The sequence below is a fragment of the Pelomonas sp. CA6 genome, from assembly GCF_022549225.1.
In the GTDB taxonomy this organism is placed as follows: Bacteria; Pseudomonadota; Gammaproteobacteria; order Burkholderiales; family Burkholderiaceae_C; genus Roseateles.
This window is the reverse complement of sequence record NZ_JAKZFD010000013.1, coordinates 101,248-118,266: the sequence shown is the minus strand read 5'-3', so window position 1 is coordinate 118,266 and position 17,019 is coordinate 101,248. Positions and strand designations below refer to the sequence as shown.

At 71.2% G+C, this 17,019-nt stretch carries 14 protein-coding genes; 7 read left to right on the top strand and 7 right to left on the bottom strand.

What is annotated here, in order from left to right:
* Positions 1 to 21: 21 nt before the first annotated feature.
* The 3 genes from LZ017_RS19695 to LZ017_RS19685 form a co-directional block, all read right to left on the bottom strand.
* Positions 22 to 942, bottom strand: coding sequence for a SapC family protein (locus LZ017_RS19695; RefSeq protein WP_241398621.1), 921 nt, complete (start codon positions 940 to 942; stop codon positions 22 to 24).
* A 17-nt stretch (positions 943 to 959) separates the two neighbouring features.
* A complete protein-coding gene (locus LZ017_RS19690; protein WP_241398620.1) occupies positions 960 to 2,726 on the bottom strand; it encodes a ShlB/FhaC/HecB family hemolysin secretion/activation protein in 1,767 nt (588 codons plus the stop codon).
* Positions 2,727 to 2,825: 99 nt separating this feature from the next.
* A complete protein-coding gene (locus LZ017_RS19685) occupies positions 2,826 to 3,518 on the bottom strand; it encodes a response regulator transcription factor (RefSeq protein WP_241398619.1) in 693 nt (230 codons plus the stop codon).
* Between the two features lie 145 nt (positions 3,519 to 3,663).
* Here LZ017_RS19685 and LZ017_RS19680 point away from each other — a divergent pair, with 145 nt between their 5' ends.
* The 3 genes from LZ017_RS19680 to LZ017_RS19670 all read left to right on the top strand — a co-directional run bounded on the left by LZ017_RS19680 (position 3,664) and on the right by LZ017_RS19670 (position 8,445).
* Entirely contained in the window at positions 3,664 to 5,694 is a 2,031-nt protein-coding gene (locus LZ017_RS19680) for a sensor histidine kinase (RefSeq protein ID WP_241398618.1), read from the top strand.
* A 160-nt stretch (positions 5,695 to 5,854) separates the two neighbouring features.
* The gene (xth, locus tag LZ017_RS19675; RefSeq protein ID WP_241398617.1) at positions 5,855 to 6,619 is read left to right on the top strand and encodes an exodeoxyribonuclease III; all 765 of its coding nucleotides are present in this window, start codon (positions 5,855 to 5,857) and stop codon (positions 6,617 to 6,619) included.
* 224 nt (positions 6,620 to 6,843) lie between these two features.
* Positions 6,844 to 8,445, top strand: a complete 1,602-nt coding sequence (locus tag LZ017_RS19670; protein WP_241398616.1) for a PAS domain-containing methyl-accepting chemotaxis protein — start codon at positions 6,844 to 6,846, stop codon at positions 8,443 to 8,445.
* A gap of 14 nt (positions 8,446 to 8,459) precedes the next feature.
* On the opposite strand, the gene LZ017_RS19665 is transcribed toward LZ017_RS19670, so the two are convergent.
* Positions 8,460 to 8,939, bottom strand: coding sequence for a MarR family winged helix-turn-helix transcriptional regulator (locus LZ017_RS19665; RefSeq protein WP_241398615.1), 480 nt, complete (start codon positions 8,937 to 8,939; stop codon positions 8,460 to 8,462).
* A gap of 59 nt (positions 8,940 to 8,998) precedes the next feature.
* Here LZ017_RS19665 and LZ017_RS19660 point away from each other — a divergent pair, with 59 nt between their 5' ends.
* Entirely contained in the window at positions 8,999 to 9,574 is a 576-nt protein-coding gene (locus tag LZ017_RS19660; RefSeq protein WP_241398614.1) for a PaaI family thioesterase, read from the top strand.
* Between the two features lie 33 nt (positions 9,575 to 9,607).
* On the opposite strand, the gene LZ017_RS19655 is transcribed toward LZ017_RS19660, so the two are convergent.
* Entirely contained in the window at positions 9,608 to 10,246 is a 639-nt protein-coding gene (locus LZ017_RS19655) for a bifunctional 4-hydroxy-2-oxoglutarate aldolase/2-dehydro-3-deoxy-phosphogluconate aldolase (RefSeq protein ID WP_241398613.1), read from the bottom strand.
* 44 nt (positions 10,247 to 10,290) lie between these two features.
* Entirely contained in the window at positions 10,291 to 12,120 is a 1,830-nt protein-coding gene (gene edd, locus LZ017_RS19650; protein ID WP_241398612.1) for a phosphogluconate dehydratase, read from the bottom strand.
* Between the two features lie 230 nt (positions 12,121 to 12,350).
* Here edd and LZ017_RS19645 point away from each other — a divergent pair, with 230 nt between their 5' ends.
* The 3 genes from LZ017_RS19645 to LZ017_RS19635 all read left to right on the top strand — a co-directional run bounded on the left by LZ017_RS19645 (position 12,351) and on the right by LZ017_RS19635 (position 16,201).
* Complete coding sequence (locus tag LZ017_RS19645) at positions 12,351 to 14,462, top strand: bifunctional 2',3'-cyclic-nucleotide 2'-phosphodiesterase/3'-nucleotidase (protein ID WP_241398611.1); 2,112 nt, start codon at positions 12,351 to 12,353, stop codon at positions 14,460 to 14,462.
* Entirely contained in the window at positions 14,459 to 15,208 is a 750-nt protein-coding gene (locus LZ017_RS19640) for a sel1 repeat family protein (protein WP_241398610.1), read from the top strand. Before LZ017_RS19645 ends, LZ017_RS19640 begins: the two co-directional genes overlap by 4 nt.
* A gap of 402 nt (positions 15,209 to 15,610) precedes the next feature.
* The gene (locus LZ017_RS19635) at positions 15,611 to 16,201 is read left to right on the top strand and encodes a gamma-glutamylcyclotransferase (protein WP_241398609.1); all 591 of its coding nucleotides are present in this window, start codon (positions 15,611 to 15,613) and stop codon (positions 16,199 to 16,201) included.
* 28 nt (positions 16,202 to 16,229) lie between these two features.
* Here the strand turns inward: LZ017_RS19635 and LZ017_RS19630 are convergent, their stop codons facing one another.
* Positions 16,230 to 16,844, bottom strand: coding sequence for an NTP transferase domain-containing protein (locus tag LZ017_RS19630; RefSeq protein ID WP_241398608.1), 615 nt, complete (start codon positions 16,842 to 16,844; stop codon positions 16,230 to 16,232).
* Positions 16,845 to 17,019: the final 175 nt, after the last annotated feature.

The window sequence follows — 17,019 nt, the reverse complement described above, 5'->3', positions numbered from 1 at the left end:
GGTGCAATCGATCGGGGGTTCTTACTTGGCGGCCTTGCCCTTGCCCTTGGCGGGCTTGGCGGCGGGCGGGGATTCGGCGGCGGGCAACAGCTCGCCGAGGTTGCCCAGCGACATCAGCTGCCCATGGGCCAGCGCCAGCGCGCCGCTCTGGTGGAGGCGGTGCACCGTGGGCGCGTCCAGCGCCTGCAGCTTGGCGGCGCTCACGACCATGAAGCCGCTGAGCTGGCGCGGCTCGCCGCCGCCCGGCGGCGCGATGCGCAGCCCGCTGGCCTCCAGCACGCCGGCTTCCTGCAGCTGCTTGACCAGCTGCTCGGTGATCTCGCCCTGGCGCTGGAAGTCCTGCGCGAAGGCGCGCAGCTGCTCCAGCCGCGCGCTGGGCTTGCCGTCAGCGCCGAACAGCGGCGGGCCGCCCGCGTCCAGCCACGGCGCGGCGGCGTCGATGCCCAGCATCACCTCGTCGCGTCCCGGCACGCGCAGCGCATGGAAGGGGTAGCGGCGCACATAGGCCGGGATGTAGGTCCGCGCGCGCCACTGGCCGTCGGCGCCGACGTAGAGGTTGCGCCCGTCGCCCGTGCCCACCAGCACGCCCAGCAGCGGCGTGGCCTGGCCGGGCGCGTTGACGAAGACGATGGGGTAGTGCCGCAGCGCGGCGGCCACCTCGCCGGCGACGAGCGGAATGGCATTCGTCTGCGCGGCGAAGCGGTAGTCCGGCGCGCTCGGCGGCAGCGCCAGGCGGCCATGGGCCTGGGTGTCGAAAGGCACCAGCTGGCGGTAGAACAGCGGTGTTTGGGATGCGGTACTCATGGACGACGACGGCGAAGAAGTCTGGGAGGACGGGGCGCTGGCGGCACCCGCGGACTGAGCGTGGACGGGCAGCGCCAGCACGCAGGCCAGCGCGGCAGCAAGGCCGGCGATGCGCCGGGGCATGGATGACGGGGTCATGTCTTGCCTCCCGTCGTTCAGAACCACCACAGGCCCTGGACCCAGCCGCGCCGGCGGCCGTCGCCGCCGTCGGCGTTGAGCCCCTGCACGCTGCGGCCGGGGTTGTCGCCCAGCGCCTGCGCCAGGCCCACGCGCACCAGGTAGCGCCCCGGCTTGCTCAGCGTCAGCCCCAGGCCGGCGCCGGCCAGGCCGTAGCGGTTGCGGCCCGTGGCCGTCGCGATGGGCAGGCCGCGCGTGTCCTGGTGCAGCTGGACCTGGCCGCCGTCGACATAGCCTTGCAGCTGCAGCGCCCCCCAGGGCAGCCCGCCGGCCCAGTCGTAGCGCAGCTCCAGCGTGCCGAACCAGCCGCTGTCACCCTGCGCCTCGCTGCCCGAATAGGCGCGCACCGCGTTGGGTCCGCCCAGGATGATCTTCTCGGACGAGTCCAGGTTCTTGCCCGCCCACTGCCCGTTGAACGACGCCAGCAGGCTGAGGCTGCCGCCCAGGCGCTGCATGCGGCTGGCACCGATGTTGAGCTTGTGGAAGCTGCCTGCGGTCTGGTAGCCCAGCCGGTCGCCCAGCGCGTCGCCGGCGTTGCGATCCAGGTTCACGCTGCCCACCGTGGCCGTGACGCTCCAGGTCGTCAGGCCGCCGCCCTGCCAGTTGTCGAAGCGGTCGCCCGACAGCGTGGCCGCCAGGCTGCTGACGCGCTTGTCGCGGATGTTGCCGGCGTTGGATTCGTCGGCCAGCTGCTTGCGCGTGGCGTCCGCGGCCGCATAGACATTGAGCAGGCGGCTGCGCACCAGCGGGTAGCTCAGCCCGGCGTTGAAGGTCTGCGAGCGCCCTTCCATGCCGGCCGTCGCCCCGACGCCACGGCGGATGTCGTAGCGCATCGTCGACGCACCCAGGTTGGCGCGCAGCCCGCTGGCGCCCAGGGGCTGGCGCAGGTGGGCGCGCAGCAGCCGCGAGCCCTCGGCCACGGTGAGCTGGGTCGCCAGTTGCTCGCCGCCGCCCAGCAGGTCGTTGAGCATGAACTGGCCGTTGAGCTGTGCCGTCCCGGTATCGCGGCTGCCGTAGTTGTCGCTCCACAGCGTGCCGCCGAACCAGGGGCCCTCCTCGACGTCGATGTGCACGCGCGTGCTGTCCGACGCCGCGCCCGGCTCCAGGCGCGCGCGGGCGGAGACGCCGGGCAGGTCGTTGACCAGCAGCATGACGCGCTCCAGCTCGTCCTCGCGCAGCGCGCCGCGCTCCTGCAGCCGCAGCGCGGCCATGCGCTCCACGCTGCCCGGGCGCAGGCGCAGCCCGCGCGCGCCCGGCACCACCTGCACGACGGCCCCGGCCATGGGCACGTCCACGCGGCCGGCCAGCAGCGCGATCTCCAGCTCGCCCCTGCCCAGGTCCTGCTCGGGCAGGTAGGCACGCGCCAGCATCCAGCCGCGCGCGCGCAGCTCGTCGGTGACGCGCTGCGCCAGCGCCTGCAGCCCGGCGAAGTCATAGCGCCGGCCGCGCGACTCGGCCGCCAGGGCCTGCAGCCAGTCGGCCGGCAGCAGCTCGGTGGCGCCGCTGAAGCGCAGGCCCTCGAGCCGCACCTGCGCGCCGCCCGGCGCCTGCAGCGCGGGGCGCGGCGCGCGGATCAGCTCCTCTGGCCCGATGGGACGCGGCAACCGCGGCGCCTGGCGCTGCTGCTGGTTCAACAGTGAGCCCGCGTCGGGCGTCTGCGCCAGCGCGGCACCCGTTCCCAGGCCCAGCATCAGGAGCGCGGCCAGGGGCTGGCGGCGCAGGCCGTCTTTCTTGGAAGGCTTCATGTCAACGACGTCTTTGAATGGAGGGAGACCCCGGGGCCCGGGCGCTCGCCACGCGAGCCCGGCCCCATCGGGGAGGAAGCGGGAAAGGGCCGTCCCGGCTCAGGGACGGATCAGGGCCTTGGCGTGGAAGCGGTATCCGGCGCTGCGTGCCGTGTTGATCGGCAGCACCAGGCCGGTGGCCTCGTTCACCTTGCGCCGCAGGCGGCGCATCTGCGTGTCGAGACGACGCTGGTCATAGGACAGGTAGTCCTCGCCCAGCGCCTCGACGATCTGCTGCCGGCTGGCGATGCCGCCGGCCTCGCGCATCAGCTCGCGCAGCACCACCAGGTCCTGCTCGGACAGCGCGACCGACGCATGGCCCGGCGGCATCAGCCGGCGCGGGCTCAGCTCCAGCACCCAGGCGTCCTGCGGCTGCGGCGCCGGGGCATCGCCGAGCCGGCGCGACATCGCGGCCAGCGTGGCCGCGATTTCGTCCAGATCGGAGGTCTTGGGCAGGTAGTAGTCGGCGCCCACGTCCAGCCCGGCGATGCGGTCGCGCACCGCGCCGCGCGCGGTCAGCACCACGATGCCCAGCTGGCGGCCCTGCTCGCGCAGCTCGCGGATCAGGGTCAGGCCGTCGCCGTCGGGCAGCCCCAGGTCGATCAGCGCCATGGCATGCCGCGCCGGGTCGTAGGCGCGCCGGAACTCGTCCAGCGAGGCTGCGACGTCGACGCGATAGCCGGCGTCGCGGAGGAACTCGCCGAGTTCGTCCCGCAATACCGTCTCGTCTTCGAGCAGGATCAGGTCATGCATGCGCTGAGGGTAGGGGCGCCCTCACGCGTCAATCTGAGCAAATCTGAGCAGATCGAAGCGCCGCGCCACAGTCGTGAGGATTGTCACTGCGCCAGTCGCCCAGTCCGTCGATCCCCCAGGGAGGCGGCACGGATAATCGGTCGCAATGCGCCCTTTCGTTCGTCGTCTGCTGACGGGCTTGGTCCTGCTCGTCGCCGCCATCTGCCCCGTTCTCGCCGCCCCGTTGATGTTGGACCCTCAGGCCAGCGTCGCCAGCCTGGGCCATCTGTCGATGCTGCGCGACCCCCAGGGCCGGCTGGACGCCGAACAAGCCGTGGCCGCGCAGGGCTGGAAGGCCCTGCCCGGCGCCGTCAATGCCGGCTACACGACCGACGCGATCTGGGTCAGGCTGGAGGTGCAGCGGCCGGCCACGGCCTCGGCGCAATGGCTGCTGCAGCTCAGCCATGCGCTGCTGGACGACGTGCGCCTGTACCGGCGCGATGCCGCGGGCCGCTGGCAGCTCGAGCAGCAGTCCGGCGAAGAGATCGGCCGCTCCCACTGGGCCGTGGACGCGCGCAACCTGCAGCTGCCGCTGCGCCTGGACGACGCACAGCCCACGGCCCTGCTGCTGCGCCTGCAGACCCGCAATGCGATGTCCACGCGCATCAGCCTGGCCACTCCGGAAACCTATGCCGCGGACGCGCGCCGCGAATACCTCTTCTACGGCCTGGGCCTGGGCTTTGGCCTGCTGCTGCTGATCTTCCATACGCTGTTCTGGCAGATGACGCGCGAGCCCATCAGCGGCTGGTACCTGCTCTATGTGGGCAATGCGTTGCTGGTGGAGGCTCTCACCGCGGGACTGCCGCAGCAGCTGCTGGACCTGCCGGCGCGCTTCTCGGACGGCTTGCTGAGCGTGAACATGTGCATCGGCGTGGCCATCGGCATGCGCTTCGCGACCATGCAGCTGGAGACCGCGCCGCGCTGGCCGCGCGTCACCTCGGCACTGAACCGGGTGGCGTTGCTGGTGAGTCTCTCCACCGCCATGCTGTCGCTGAGCGGGTACAACGGCCAAGCGATGGCGATCATGCAGGTGTCCGCCATGCTGGGGATCGCCACCCTGGTCGGCCTGGCCTTGTGGCTGCTGCCGCGCGACGAGGGCCAGGCGCGCAGCTTTCTGCTGATCTTCGGCGTCTACCACGTCGGCGTCGCCATCAGCTTTCTGCGTAACCTCGGCTATGTGCCCACCACGGCCTGGACGGCCAATGCCGCGGCGCTGGGCACGCTGCTGCACATGGTGCTGATGAGCGAGCGGCTGAACCGGCGCTACGACGCAATCCGGCGCGAGAAGGAAGCCGCCCAGCAGCATCTGGTGGAAGTCGTGGGCCGGCACAACGACAACCTGGAGCGGGAGGTGCGCGTGCGCACCGCCGACCTGCGCCTGGAGATCGAGCAGCGCCACCGACTGGAGATCGAGCTGCGCGCCGCGCTGGACACGGAGCGCCGCGCCAAGCAGTCGCAGCTGGACTTCGTGGCCATGGTCTCGCACGAATTCCGCACCCCCCTGGCCATCATCAACACCACCGCGCAGCAGATCGCCAAGAATCTGGATGCGGCGCGCGAGAAGACGCTGGCGCGCTGCGCCAATCTGCGCGCCGCGGCGCAGCGCATGACGGTGCTGGTGGACGAATACCTCACCTCGGACCGCATGGACACCGGACAGGCGCCCTTCCAGCCGCGCGAATGCTCGCGGGACGAGCTGGTGGAGTTGCTGGACGACCTGGTCGCGGACTGGCCCATGGGCCGCATCCAGCTTCATGAAACCGGCCTGCCAACGTCGCTGCACTGCGACCCCGGGCTGCTGCAGGTGGCGCTGCGCAACCTGCTCGCGAATGCCGACCGCCATGGCCCGCCGGACCGCCCGGTGGAGCTGGAGGCCGGCGTCGCCGCCGACGGCGGCCTGCGCCTGGCCGTCACCAGCCCGGGCGAGCCCATCCCGGCCGACGAGGTGCCGCGCCTGTTCGAAAAATACTTCCGCGGCCGCCTGGCCCAGCAGTCGCCGGGCGCCGGACTGGGGCTCTACCTGGTGCGCCGCATCGCCGGGCTGCATGGCGGGCTGGCGCGCCTGGAGGCGGCCGGCCAGCAGGGCCGCATCTGCGTGGCGCTGATGCTGCCGCTGCGCGGCGCGCAGCCGATCTGATCCCAGGGCCCCGCGCCGCCGCCAAGGGCCCTGTTTTCTTTCACAATGGGCGCCTTGGCACCCGCTGAGGCCCGCTGATGTCCGCCAGGCTCAGGGCCGAGAGCAGCCCGGGCCGTGAAACGCGGTCCGTCCTTTTCAAGACAACCACCTAGGAAGAGATGTGCAGCTAGCCACCTGGAACGTCAACTCGCTCGCCGTGCGCCTGCCGCAGCTGCTGGCCTGGCTGGAACAAAACCCCGTCGAGGTGCTGGTGCTGCAGGAGACCAAGCTGACCGACGACAAGTTCCCGGTCGCCGAGATCCAGGCCGCCGGCTACCAGGTGAGCTGGTTCGGGCAGCGGACCTACAACGGCGTCGCGCTGCTGACGCGCGCCCCGCATGCCGACGTGCTGCGCAACATCCCCGGCTTTGCCGACGAGCAGGCCCGCGTGATCGCCGGCACGGTGGACGGTGTCCGCGTGATCGGCGCCTACTTTCCCAACGGCCAGGCGCCCGGCAGTGACAAGTTCGCCTACAAGATGGCCTGGCTGGAGGCGCTGGAGCGCTGGGTGGCCGAAGAGCTTCAGCACCACGACAAGCTGGTGCTGTTGGGCGACTTCAACATCGCCCCCGAGGACCGCGACGTCTACGACCCCGTGGCCTGGGCCGGCCAGATCCACTGCACGCCCGAGGAGCGGGCGCACTTCCAGGCGCTGCTGGCGCTGGGGCTCAGCGACGCCTTCCGCCTCTTCGAGCAGCCGCCCAAGAGCTGGAGCTGGTGGGACTATCGCAACCTGGCCTTCCGCAAGAACCAGGGCCTGCGCATCGACCACATCCTGGTCAGCCAGGGCCTGCGCGCGCAGGTGCAGGCCTGCGTCATCGACAAGCTGCCGCGCAAGAACGAGCGGCCCAGCGACCACGCGCCGGTGCTGGTGACCTTGGGCTGAGGCCCGACAAAGGGTTTACCCGGGGCAATGGTCAGGCGCCATTCGCCCCATCATTGCTGCATTCGCACGGCCGACACCCCAGTCGGCCGGGGTCTTTGTGACATCCTGGGCAGATCCGGGGCAACCCGTATCCCATCTTGACGACTGTCAAGCGACGGGCAGCGCCGGCCTGTCATCCTGATGCTTGATCGCCGTCAATTTCCTTGGCGGCCGGAGTTTCAGCGATGAGAGTCAACGAGCCCGTCACCCAACGCGAGCACCCCTTCCCTTCAGGCCAGGCCCTGGTCTCCACCACCGACCTGAAGGGCCGCATCCTGCATTGCAACGCGGCCTTCATCGAGGTCAGCGGCTACAGCCGTGAGGAGCTGCTGGGGCAGCCGCACAACCTGATCCGCCACCCCGATGTGCCGGAGGAAGCCTTCCGCGACCTCTGGGCCACGATCGAGCGCGGCCTGCCCTGGTCGGGCATCGTGAAGAACCGGTGCAAGAACGGCGACCACTACTGGGTCTCGGCCAATGTCACGCCGCTGATGGAGGGCGACAAGCCGGTGGCCTATATGTCGGTGCGCACCGAGCCCAGCCGCGCGCAGATACAGGCGGCCGAGGCGCTGTATGCCCGCATGCGCGAGCGCCCCGGCGCGATCCGCCTGCACCGCGGCCGCGTGCTGCACGGGGGCTGGCGCGGCTGGCTGGCGAGCCTGCGCCCGCAGCGTTTCGCGGGCACGCCGGCCTTTCTCGCGATGGCCGCGCTGGGCTGGTTCGCCAGCCAGCTGACGCCCGCGCAGGCCCTGGCGCTGCTGCTGCCGGCCGCGCTGGCGTTGGCCTGGTGGTCCAGCGGCCGCTGTGCCGCCGCGCTGCGCGTGGTCAACCGCTATGCCAACCAGCTCGCCGCGGGCGACCTGAGCCGCGAACTGCCGGCCCAGGGCCGCGCGATGACCGAGCAGCTGGAGGCCGCACTGCGCCAGCTCAGCGTCAACATGCGCGCGCTGGTGTCCGACACCCAGGCGGAGCTGCAGCGCATGGCCGGCGTCAGCCGCGAGATCGCCCAGGGCAACCAGGACCTCGCGCGCCGCACCGAGGCGCAGGCCGCCAACCTGGAGCAGACCGCCGCCAGCGTGGAGCAGATCACCGGTACCGTGCGCCACAGCACGGCCAGCGCGGACCAGGCCGCGACCACGGTCCGCGAGGTCGGCGACGTGGCGCAGCGCAGCGCCGAGGTGGTGCAGTCGGTGAACGCCACGATGGCCGAGATCGCCCGCTCGTCCCAACGCATCGGCGACATCAGCCAGACCATCGACGGCATCGCTTTCCAGACCAATCTGCTCGCGCTGAACGCTGCCGTGGAGGCGGCACGCGCCGGCGAACATGGCAAGGGCTTCGCGGTGGTGGCCAGCGAGGTGCGGGCGCTGGCGCAGCGCAGCTCGGCCGCCTCGCGCGAGATCCGCCAGCTCACGCAGGCCGCGCATGAAAAGGTGGAGGCTGGCTCCAGCCAGACCGCGCAGGCGCGCGAGCGCATGGACCAGACCCTGGCCTCGGTGCAGCGCGTGGCCCACCTGATCGAGGACATCGACCGCGGCGCACGCGAGCAGCTGGGCGGGATCTCGCAGATCCACGACGCCATGCACGACATCGAGGACATCACGACGCAGAACGCGGCGCTGGTGCAGCAACTGGCCGGCAGCTCGGCCCGCCTGCTGGAGCGCTCGCGCGAGGTGGAGACGGCGCTGGCGGTGTTCCGCCTGCGCCCCGGGCAGTCGCGCGAGGTGCTGGCCGTCGACGCCGTGACGCTGCGCCGGCAGGCGAAGGCGCAGCCGGCCGCCCGCTGAGGCCGCGCGGACGCTCAGGCGTCGGGCGCTTCCTGGCGCATCAGCGCCAGACACTCGTCCAGCAGCTGGTGCAGCTGCTGGACACGCGCCTCGCCCAGGCGCTCGTTCAACGCGCGCTGGGCCTTCTTCCAGCTCGCCTGCACCTGCCGGCGCAGCGCCGCGCCGGCCGGCGTGGCCGACAGCAGCCGGCTGCGGTTGTCGTCACCCGGCCCCATCTCGACCAGCCCGGCCTCCAGCAGCGCCTGCAGGTTGCGCGACAGCGTGGACGCGTCCAGGTCCATCTTGCGCGCCAGCTGGCCCGGCGCGATCGGCCCAAGCTTCAACACATGCGACAACAGCGCGTACTGCGCCGTGGTGAGCCCGCTGTCCGCGAAGAAGGGCTCGCAAAAGCCCGACACGCGGCGCGTGAGCTGGCGCAGCTTGAAGTTGGTGCAGCCGCTGGGGCCGGGAACCGCCCCCAGCACCGCCTCGGATGACGCGGACTTGCTTGACATGAAACCATTGTAGCTGCAACGATTGCATCTACAACCATCAACCCGGACCGACCCTCGCGATGCAAGAAGCCGTCAAGCCCACCTCCACCTCCGGCGAGGACCTCGCCGCCGTCCTCGCGCGCTGGCAGGCCGAAGAGGCCGCGGTGCGCGCCCGCCTGCGCCCCGAGCAGGGCGTGGCCCGCCCGGAGCAGCTCGCCGGCAAGACCGGCCTGCAGCAGATGCAGGCCATGCTGGACGGCGAACTGCCCGCGCCGCCCATCGCCGATACGCTGGACTTTCTGCTGCTGTCCGTCGCGCCCGGCCAGGCGGTGTTCCAGGGCCAGCCGCGCTTTCGCCACTACAACCCGCTGGGCACGGTGCACGGCGGCTGGTTCGCCACGCTGCTCGATTCAGCGCTGGGCTGCGCGGTGCACACCACGCTGGACCCCGGACGCGGCTACACCACGCTGGAGCTCAAGCTGAACCTGGTGCGCGCGCTGTCCGACCGCGTGCCACTGGTGCGCGCGATCGGCAATGTCCGCCACGTGGGCCGGCAGATGGCCACCGCCGAGGCCGACCTGGTGGGGCCCGACGGCAAGCTGTACGCCCACGCCAGCACCACCTGTCTGATCTTCGACCTGCCGCCGCGGCGCTGAGAATCGGACTCCGGCCCTGGGGCCGTGAACCGCTCAGGCGGCCGGTGCCCGCAGTGCCGACGCCTCCCGCGCCAGCTGCGTGATGCGTGCCCAGTCGCCACCGCGCAGCGCATCGGCCGGCGTCAGCCAGGAACCGCCGCAGACCTTCACGTTGGGCAGCGCGAGGAAGTCGGGCGCCGTCTGCGGCGTGATGCCGCCGGTGGGGCAGAAGGCCACGTCCGCGAAGGGCCCGGCCAGTGCCTTCAGCAGCGACAGCCCACCGACCGCGGTGGCCGGGAAGAGCTTGAGGAAACGGTAGCCGGCCTCGCCCGCCTGCATCACCTCGCTGGCCGTGGACACGCCGGGCAGCAGCGGCAGGCCCTGGTCCTCGCAGGCGCGCGCCAGCGTCGGCGTGAAACCGGGGCTGACGCCAAAGCGGCAACCGGCGCGCCGGGCCGCCTCGGCATCCTGCGCACTGCGCAGCGTACCGGCGCCGACGATGGCCTCGGGCACCTCGCGCGCGATCGCCGTGATCGCCTGCAGCGCCACCGGCGTGCGCAGCGTCACCTCCAGCACCTTGACGCCTCCGGCCACCAGCGCGCGCGCCAGCGGCACGGCCTGCGCCAGATCCTCGATCACGATCACCGGGATCACCGGCCCATGCTGGGCCAGCGCCAGTGTCTGCTCGTTCATGTCCATGGCTTGTCTTCCTCTTTCGTCCCGGCGGTGGCCGGGCCTCACATCCAGGTGATGGCGCCCTGTTCGGCGCTGCTGACGTTGCGGCGCATGCCGGCGAAGAGCTCGCGCCCCAGGCCCATGCCGTTGTCGAGCGCCGCCTCGGGCCGGATCTGCGCCGGCTCGCGCGCGGCCCATTCGGCCGCGTCGACCAGGGCCAGCAGCTCGCCGCTGCGCGCGTCCACGCGCACCAGGTCGCCATCGCGCAGCCGGCCCAACGGGCCGCCGGCCAGCGCCTCGGGGCTGACGTGGATCGCCGCCGGCACCTTGCCCGAGGCCCCGCTCATGCGCCCGTCGGTGACCAGCGCGACGCGGAAGCCCTTGCCCTGCAGCACCGCCAGCGGCGGCGTCAGCTTGTGCAGCTCGGGCATGCCGTTGGCCTGCGGCCCCTGGAAGCGCACCACGACGACCACGTCGCGCTCCAGCTCGCCGGCCTTGAACGCCGCCTGCATGGCCTCCTGGCTGTCAAAGATGCGCGCCGGCGCCTCGACCCAATGGCGGTCCTCCGGCACGGCCGAAACCTTGATCACCGCGCGCCCCAGGTTGCCCTGCAGCAGCTTGAGCCCGCCGGTGGCGGAGAACGGCTGGTCGGCGCCGCGCAGCACCTCGGGGTCACGGCTCGCCGGGGGCAGGTCTTGCCAGGCCACGCCCTGCTCGCCGGCCGCCACCGGCACGCGGCCATAGGCCTGCAGCGACGGGCCGGCGACGGTCAGCACGTCCTCGTGCATCAGCCCGGCGCGCAGCAGCTCGCGGATCACGAAGCCGGGGCCGCCGGCCGCCTGGAATTGATTCACGTCGGCGCTGCCGTTGGGATAGACGCGCGCCAGCAGCGGCACCACGGCCGACAGCTCGGAGAAGTCGCTCCAGTCGATCAGGATGCCGGCGGAACGGGCCACCGCCACCCAGTGGATCAGGTGGTTGGTCGAGCCACCGGTGGCCAGCAGCGCCACCATGGCATTGACGATGGCGCGCTCGTCGACCACCTGGCCGATCGGCGCCGGCGCGCTACCGCGCGCCTGGATTGCCAACGCGCGGCGCACCGCCTCGTCGGTCAGGCGGCTGCGCAAGGGGTCCTGCGGATGCACGAAGGCCGCGCCCGGCACATGCAGGCCCATGGCCTCCAGCAGCATCTGGTTGCTGTTCGCGGTGCCGTAGAAGGTGCAGGTGCCAGCGCCGTGATAGGCCGCGGACTCGGCCTTGAGCAGTTCGTCGCGTCCCACCTTGCCCTGCGCGTAGAGTTCGCGCACCTTGGCCTTGTCCGAGTTCGACAGGCCCGAGCTCATCGGCCCGGCCGGCACGAAGACGCAGGGCAGATGGCCGAAATGCAGCGCGCCGATCAGCAGCCCCGGCACGATCTTGTCGCAGATGCCCAGCAGCAGCGCGGCGTCGAAGACGTCGTGCGACAGCGCAACCGCCGTGCCCATCGCGATGGTGTCGCGCGAGAACAAGCTCAGCTCCATGCCCGGCGTGCCCTGGGTCACGCCGTCGCACATCGCCGGCACGCCGCCGGCCACCTGCACGGTGGCCCCCAGCGCGTGCGCGGCGCGGCGGATCTGGGCCGGATAAGCCTCGTAGGGCTGGTGGGCCGACAACATGTCGTTGTAGGCCGTGACCACCGCCAGATGGGGCGCCCGCTCGGCAACGATGCGCAGCTTGTCGTTGGACGGCAGCGCCGCCACCGCATGCGCGACATTGGCGCAGCCCATGCGCTCCACGCCCGGCAGACGGCGGCCCAGGCGCTGCACCTGGTCCAGATAGCGCTCCCGGGTGGCGGCGCTGCGCGCGCGGATGCGCTGGGTCACGTTCGCCAGGGTCGCGAGGGTGGCATTCATGCGGGCGCGTCGATGTAACTCGACCTCAGTTTTCAAGGTAACCATATTACAGGATGGTCCACCGGCCCTGGTTACAGCCGGGGTACCAAATGCGGATCCCGGCCGCCTCGAAGCTGTTTCGGGGCGCGCCGGTCACGGGCGTTTCATCTGCGTCCCCTATGGTGCGAGCGCTCGAAGCGCGGCATGCCGCCGCGTGCCGACCGCCGCCGGCGGTCCATGGAAACACACACATGAAGCTGTCATCACGCCCCCTGCCCCGCCCCGCTCCCCTGCTGCGTCCGCTGGCGCTGTCGCTGGCCGCGGCCGCCCTGCTGTCCGGCTGCGACGACGGTGACGAGGCCATTGCCGAAGGCACGACCGTGGAGATCGCGCTGCTCGCGACCTCCGACCTGCACCAGAACGTGCTGAGCTACAACTACTATGCGCTCGCCGCCGACACCAGCCTGGGCCTGGAGCGCACCGCGACGCTGATCAAACAGGCGCGCGCCGAGAACCCCAACAACCTGCTGCTGGACAACGGCGACACCATCCAGGGCACGCTGCTGGGCGACTTCCAGGCCCAGGCCAAGCCCATCGGTTGCGGCTCCACGCTGGCCATCCACAAGGCCATGAACGCGATGGGCTTCGACGGCGGCGGCCTGGGCAACCATGAGTTCAATTACGGCCTGCCCTTCCTGTCGCAGGTGATGAACACCGACCTGGGCGTGGCCGGCGTCAGCAAGCCCGCGGGCAACTGCGGCGCGCCGAGCTTTCCCACCGTGGTCAGCAACGTGCTGAGCAGCAGCAGCAACGCCCCCATCCTGAAACCCTATGCGCTGATCAGCAAGACCGTGCAGGCCAAGGGCCCCAACGGGCAAAGCTACACGCTGCCGCTGAACATCGGCGTGATCGGCTTCGTGCCGCCGCAGATCGTCGACTGGGACGCCAAGTACCTCAGCGGCAAGGTCTATGTGGCCGGCTCGGTGGAGAGCGCGCAGAAGTACGTGCCCGAGATGCGCGCCAAGGGCGCGCAGCTGGTCGTGGCACTGTCCCATGGCGGGCTGGACGCCGCGCCCTACAGCCCCAAGATGGAGAACCAGAGCTACCACCTGGCCAAGGTGCCCGGCATCGACGCGCTGCTGACCGGCCATGCCCATCTGGTCTTCCCGGCCGCGCGCGAGGCCAGCGCCCCGGCGCTGGACCCCTCGCTGGCCGCGCTGCCCAAGCCCGAGGTGGACGCCGTGAAGGGCCTGGTGCACGGCGTGCCCACGGTGATGCCGCAGAGCTGGGGCCGCCGCCTGGGCATCATCAAGCTGACCCTGGTCTACCAGGGCGGCCAGTGGGTGGTGCAGAAAGACAAGACCACGGTGGAGGCGCGCGGCTTCAAGTACACCGACGGCAAGACCACGGTGGACGCCGACCCGGCGATCGCCACGCTGATCGCCAACGAGCACCAGGACGCGATCGCCTACGCCAAACAGCCGCTGGGCGTCAGCACGGACTTCCAGATGTCGGCCTACTTCGCGCTGCTGGGCGACGTCAGCGCGATCCAGATCGTCAACCAGGCGCAGATCGACTATGTGAAGGGCTTCCTGGCCAGCACCACCGACCCGACGCTGCAGTCCTACCGCAACATCCCGGTGATCTCCTGCAGCGCGCCCTTCAAGGCCGGACGCAACGGCGCCAGCGACTTCACCGATGTCGCCCCCGGCGCCAGCGCCGCGGCCCCGCAAATGCTGCAGGTGCGCAACCCCGGCGACCTCTATCTGTACGGCAACAACAACATCCAGGCCGTGAAGATCAAGGGCTCGGACCTGAAGGCCTGGCTGGAAACCTCGGCGCGGCAGTTCGCGCAGATCGACCCGGCGCAGAGCGCGCCGCAGGACCTGGTGCCCTCGTACGCGACGATCTTCAACTTCGACGTCTTCTATGCCGAGGGCAACGCGCTGACCTATCAGGTGGACGTGACCAAGCCGGCCGGATCGCGCATCGTCAACCTGCGCTTCCAGGGCCAGGCGGTGGCCGACGGCGCCGACTTCATCGTCGCGACCAACGACTACCGCGCCGGTGGCGGTGGCAGCTTCCCCGGCATCGACGGCAGCAAGACCATCATCAAGTCACCCGACGCCAACCAGACCGTGGTCGCCGACTTTCTGAAGAAGCAGCCCCAGCTCACCCGCGCCGCCAACGGCAATGGCCGCAGCTGGAGCTTCGTGAAGACCGCCACGGCCGGCCCCGTGATCCTGCGCAGCGCACCCGGCAAGCTGGCGGTGGCGCAGTCGCTGGGCCTGGGCCAGGTGGTGGCCGAAGGCGGGCTGGACGCCAACGGCTATGCGCAGTACCGCGTCGACCTGAACCGATGAGCGCCTGGCTTGGCCGCATCGCGGCGGTGCTGGGCAGCGCCGCGATGCTGGGGGCTCTGGTCACGGCCTGCCAGCCTCAGGCGTTGGCGCCGACGCCGCAACAGATCGAGTCGATGGGCCTGCGCGCCCGCCACGCCGGTCAGGCCGAGGCCCTGACCCAGCTGCAGCAATGGGCCCGCGCCGGCCAAACGGTGGCGCAGCGCGAGCTGGCCCTGGCGCTGGCCGAGACACCCGCGAACTGGCCCACCGCGCGCGACTGGCTGGAACGCGCCGCCCGCGGGGGCGACGACGACGCAGCCCAGCGGCTGGGCGAGCTGCACCGCCTCGGCCGCTGGGGGCTGAAGCCGGACCCGGCGCAGGCCGCTCGCTGGCTGGGCCTCGCGGCCCGGCAGGGCCAGGCGGACGCCGCGCTGCAGCTGGCCCTGCTGCTCAAGCATGGCGACGGCGTGGCGCGCGACGAGGCCCAGGCCCTGCACTGGCTCCAGGCCGCCGCCGATGCAGGGAATCCGCGCGCGATGTTCCTGCTCTCGCAAGCCCACGCGCGCGGCGACGGCGTGGCCCGGTCGGAGCCGCTCGCGCGCCAATGGTTGGAAGCCGCCGCCGACCGGCACGACCCGCCGGCGCTGCAGGCCTATGCGCTGGCGCTGGAAAACGGCGACCTGGGCTATGAGAAGAATCCCGCGCTGGCGCGCGAGCTGCTGATCGAAGCCGGCTCGGAGCGGCACAACCGCTGGGCCGGGCACTGAGCGCGCGGCGGGCACAAGCTCTTTCGTCCGCAGGGCGGTCGGCCCGCCGTCCGGGCTCCGCCTCTCGCGCGCCCAAGCCCTCAGCCCAGCCAACCCACCACCAGACCCAGCATGGCCATGGAGCCTATGCCCAGAATCCAAACGTCGGGGTTTTGCGCGCGGTGGCCGAATTTCCTGATCACGATCGCCATGTCTTGCTCCTCAGCGCCTCGGGGCGGGGGAACCGCCGGAGACCTTCCCCGGCAGCGTCATTGGGCGCGATGATACTGTTTATTTATACAGTGTTGCAAGCCCTTGGCGGCAGGGGACTGTGGCGGCGGCGATTCGACGTCAGCCCGCTTGTGGCAGCATGCGGCCATGGTTCGCGTCCCGCCTTCCACCCCCAGCCCCGTTCTTCCCCCTGTGTCCACGCTGCCGGCTCATAGCCGGGAATGGCTCGCCCGCTTCCAGCGCGAATGGGATCGCGAGCGAGGGCTGTCCGTGTTCGCCTATGGCTCGCTGATGTGGAACCCGGGCTTCGAGCACGTGGGCTGCGAGCCCGGCGTGGTCCGGGGCTTCCACCGCGCGCTGCAGCTGCGCTCGCTGGTCAATCGTGGCAGCGCGGAGCAGCCCGGGCTGGTGATGACGCTGCTGTCTGGCGGCAGCTGCCGCGGGCTGGTCTACCGGCTGGATCCCGCGCGCAGCGAGCAGTTGCTGGAGCAGCTGTGGATACGCGAGATGGTGGTGGGCTCCTACACCCCGCGTTGGCTGACCTGCGCCACCGCCCAGGGCGTGGTCAAGGCGCTGGCCTTCACGCTGTTGCGCCGCAACCCCGGCTGGGTGGGCCGCATGGACGACGCGGCGCTGCTGCATGTGCTGCGCCATGCGCGCGGCCGCTACGGCAGCACGCTGGACTACCTGCGCCAGAGCGTGGAGACGCTGCGCGCGCATGGCATCCACGACCGTGAGCTGGAACGTCAGCTGGCGCTGGCCCGCGCCCACGGGCTGTTGTGAAGCACAGCGCGGCGCTGCTCAGCCCGCCTCAGCCGCCATGGTCCTTTTTCATCTGCGCGCGCAGGCGCTGCAGGTCCTCGACGGTGTCTACATCCACCAGCACGCCGGGATCGTCCAGCTCCACGGCCTGCGCTGGATAGCGGGCCAGCAGCCGGCGTGCGCCGTCGTCGCCGCGCAGCGCGGTGAGCTCGGAATAGAGCTCGGCGCTGAAGCCCACCGGATGGCCCGGCAGCCCCTTGTGCTGGGCATAGGCGATCGGGTACTGATCCAGCGCGGCCGCCACATCGAGCAGGCTGCGGGCTTGCAGCTGCGGCATGTCGGCCGGCAGGATCAGCCAGCCCGGCGCATCCCCTGCCGCGGCCACGCCGGCGGCGATGGAGTCTCCCTGGCCCAGCGGTTCACCGAGGTGGTTGGTTTCGTCCAGCACCACCACATCGCGCGCGGCGACGAAGCGCTGAACCACCGGTGCCAGGTCTGAACAGGTCACCACCACCAGCGGCAGTTGGGACGACAGCACGCAGCCCAGACTGCGTTGCAGCAGGGTGCCATCCCCCAGGACCTGCTCCAGCTTGTGTCCGCTGCCTTTGAAGCGCTGACCGCGCCCCGCCGCCAGCACGACCACCGCCGGTCGCTGCTTGATCATTCTTGTCCTTCCTGTGTGCCTCTGGCCGACCTGCGCTGCCGCCGCGGTCCGGCCCTGCAGACGCAGCATGCAGTGCGTCAACCGCCCAGCCTACCCGGACCTTCACTACTGGGAGCTTTACCTAGTGCACGCACCATGACCTGAGGCCTCTTGCCGTGCGGCGCGCTGACCGATA

Coding starts and splice junctions, on each gene's coding strand:
- LZ017_RS19660 (WP_241398614.1), top strand. CDS start 8,999: ATGCAAGAAGCCGTCAAGCCCACCTCCACCTCCGGCGAGGACCTCGCC.
- LZ017_RS19655 (WP_241398613.1), bottom strand. CDS start 10,246: ATGAACGAGCAGACACTGGCGCTGGCCCAGCATGGGCCGGTGATCCCG.
- LZ017_RS19665 (WP_241398615.1), bottom strand. CDS start 8,939: ATGTCAAGCAAGTCCGCGTCATCCGAGGCGGTGCTGGGGGCGGTTCCC.
- LZ017_RS19690 (WP_241398620.1), bottom strand. CDS start 2,726: ATGAAGCCTTCCAAGAAAGACGGCCTGCGCCGCCAGCCCCTGGCCGCG.
- LZ017_RS19640 (WP_241398610.1), top strand. CDS start 14,459: ATGAGCGCCTGGCTTGGCCGCATCGCGGCGGTGCTGGGCAGCGCCGCG.
- edd (WP_241398612.1), bottom strand. CDS start 12,120: ATGAATGCCACCCTCGCGACCCTGGCGAACGTGACCCAGCGCATCCGC.
- LZ017_RS19630 (WP_241398608.1), bottom strand. CDS start 16,844: ATGATCAAGCAGCGACCGGCGGTGGTCGTGCTGGCGGCGGGGCGCGGT.
- LZ017_RS19680 (WP_241398618.1), top strand. CDS start 3,664: ATGCGCCCTTTCGTTCGTCGTCTGCTGACGGGCTTGGTCCTGCTCGTC.
- LZ017_RS19645 (WP_241398611.1), top strand. CDS start 12,351: ATGAAGCTGTCATCACGCCCCCTGCCCCGCCCCGCTCCCCTGCTGCGT.
- LZ017_RS19695 (WP_241398621.1), bottom strand. CDS start 942: ATGACCCCGTCATCCATGCCCCGGCGCATCGCCGGCCTTGCTGCCGCG.
- LZ017_RS19670 (WP_241398616.1), top strand. CDS start 6,844: ATGAGAGTCAACGAGCCCGTCACCCAACGCGAGCACCCCTTCCCTTCA.
- LZ017_RS19685 (WP_241398619.1), bottom strand. CDS start 3,518: ATGCATGACCTGATCCTGCTCGAAGACGAGACGGTATTGCGGGACGAA.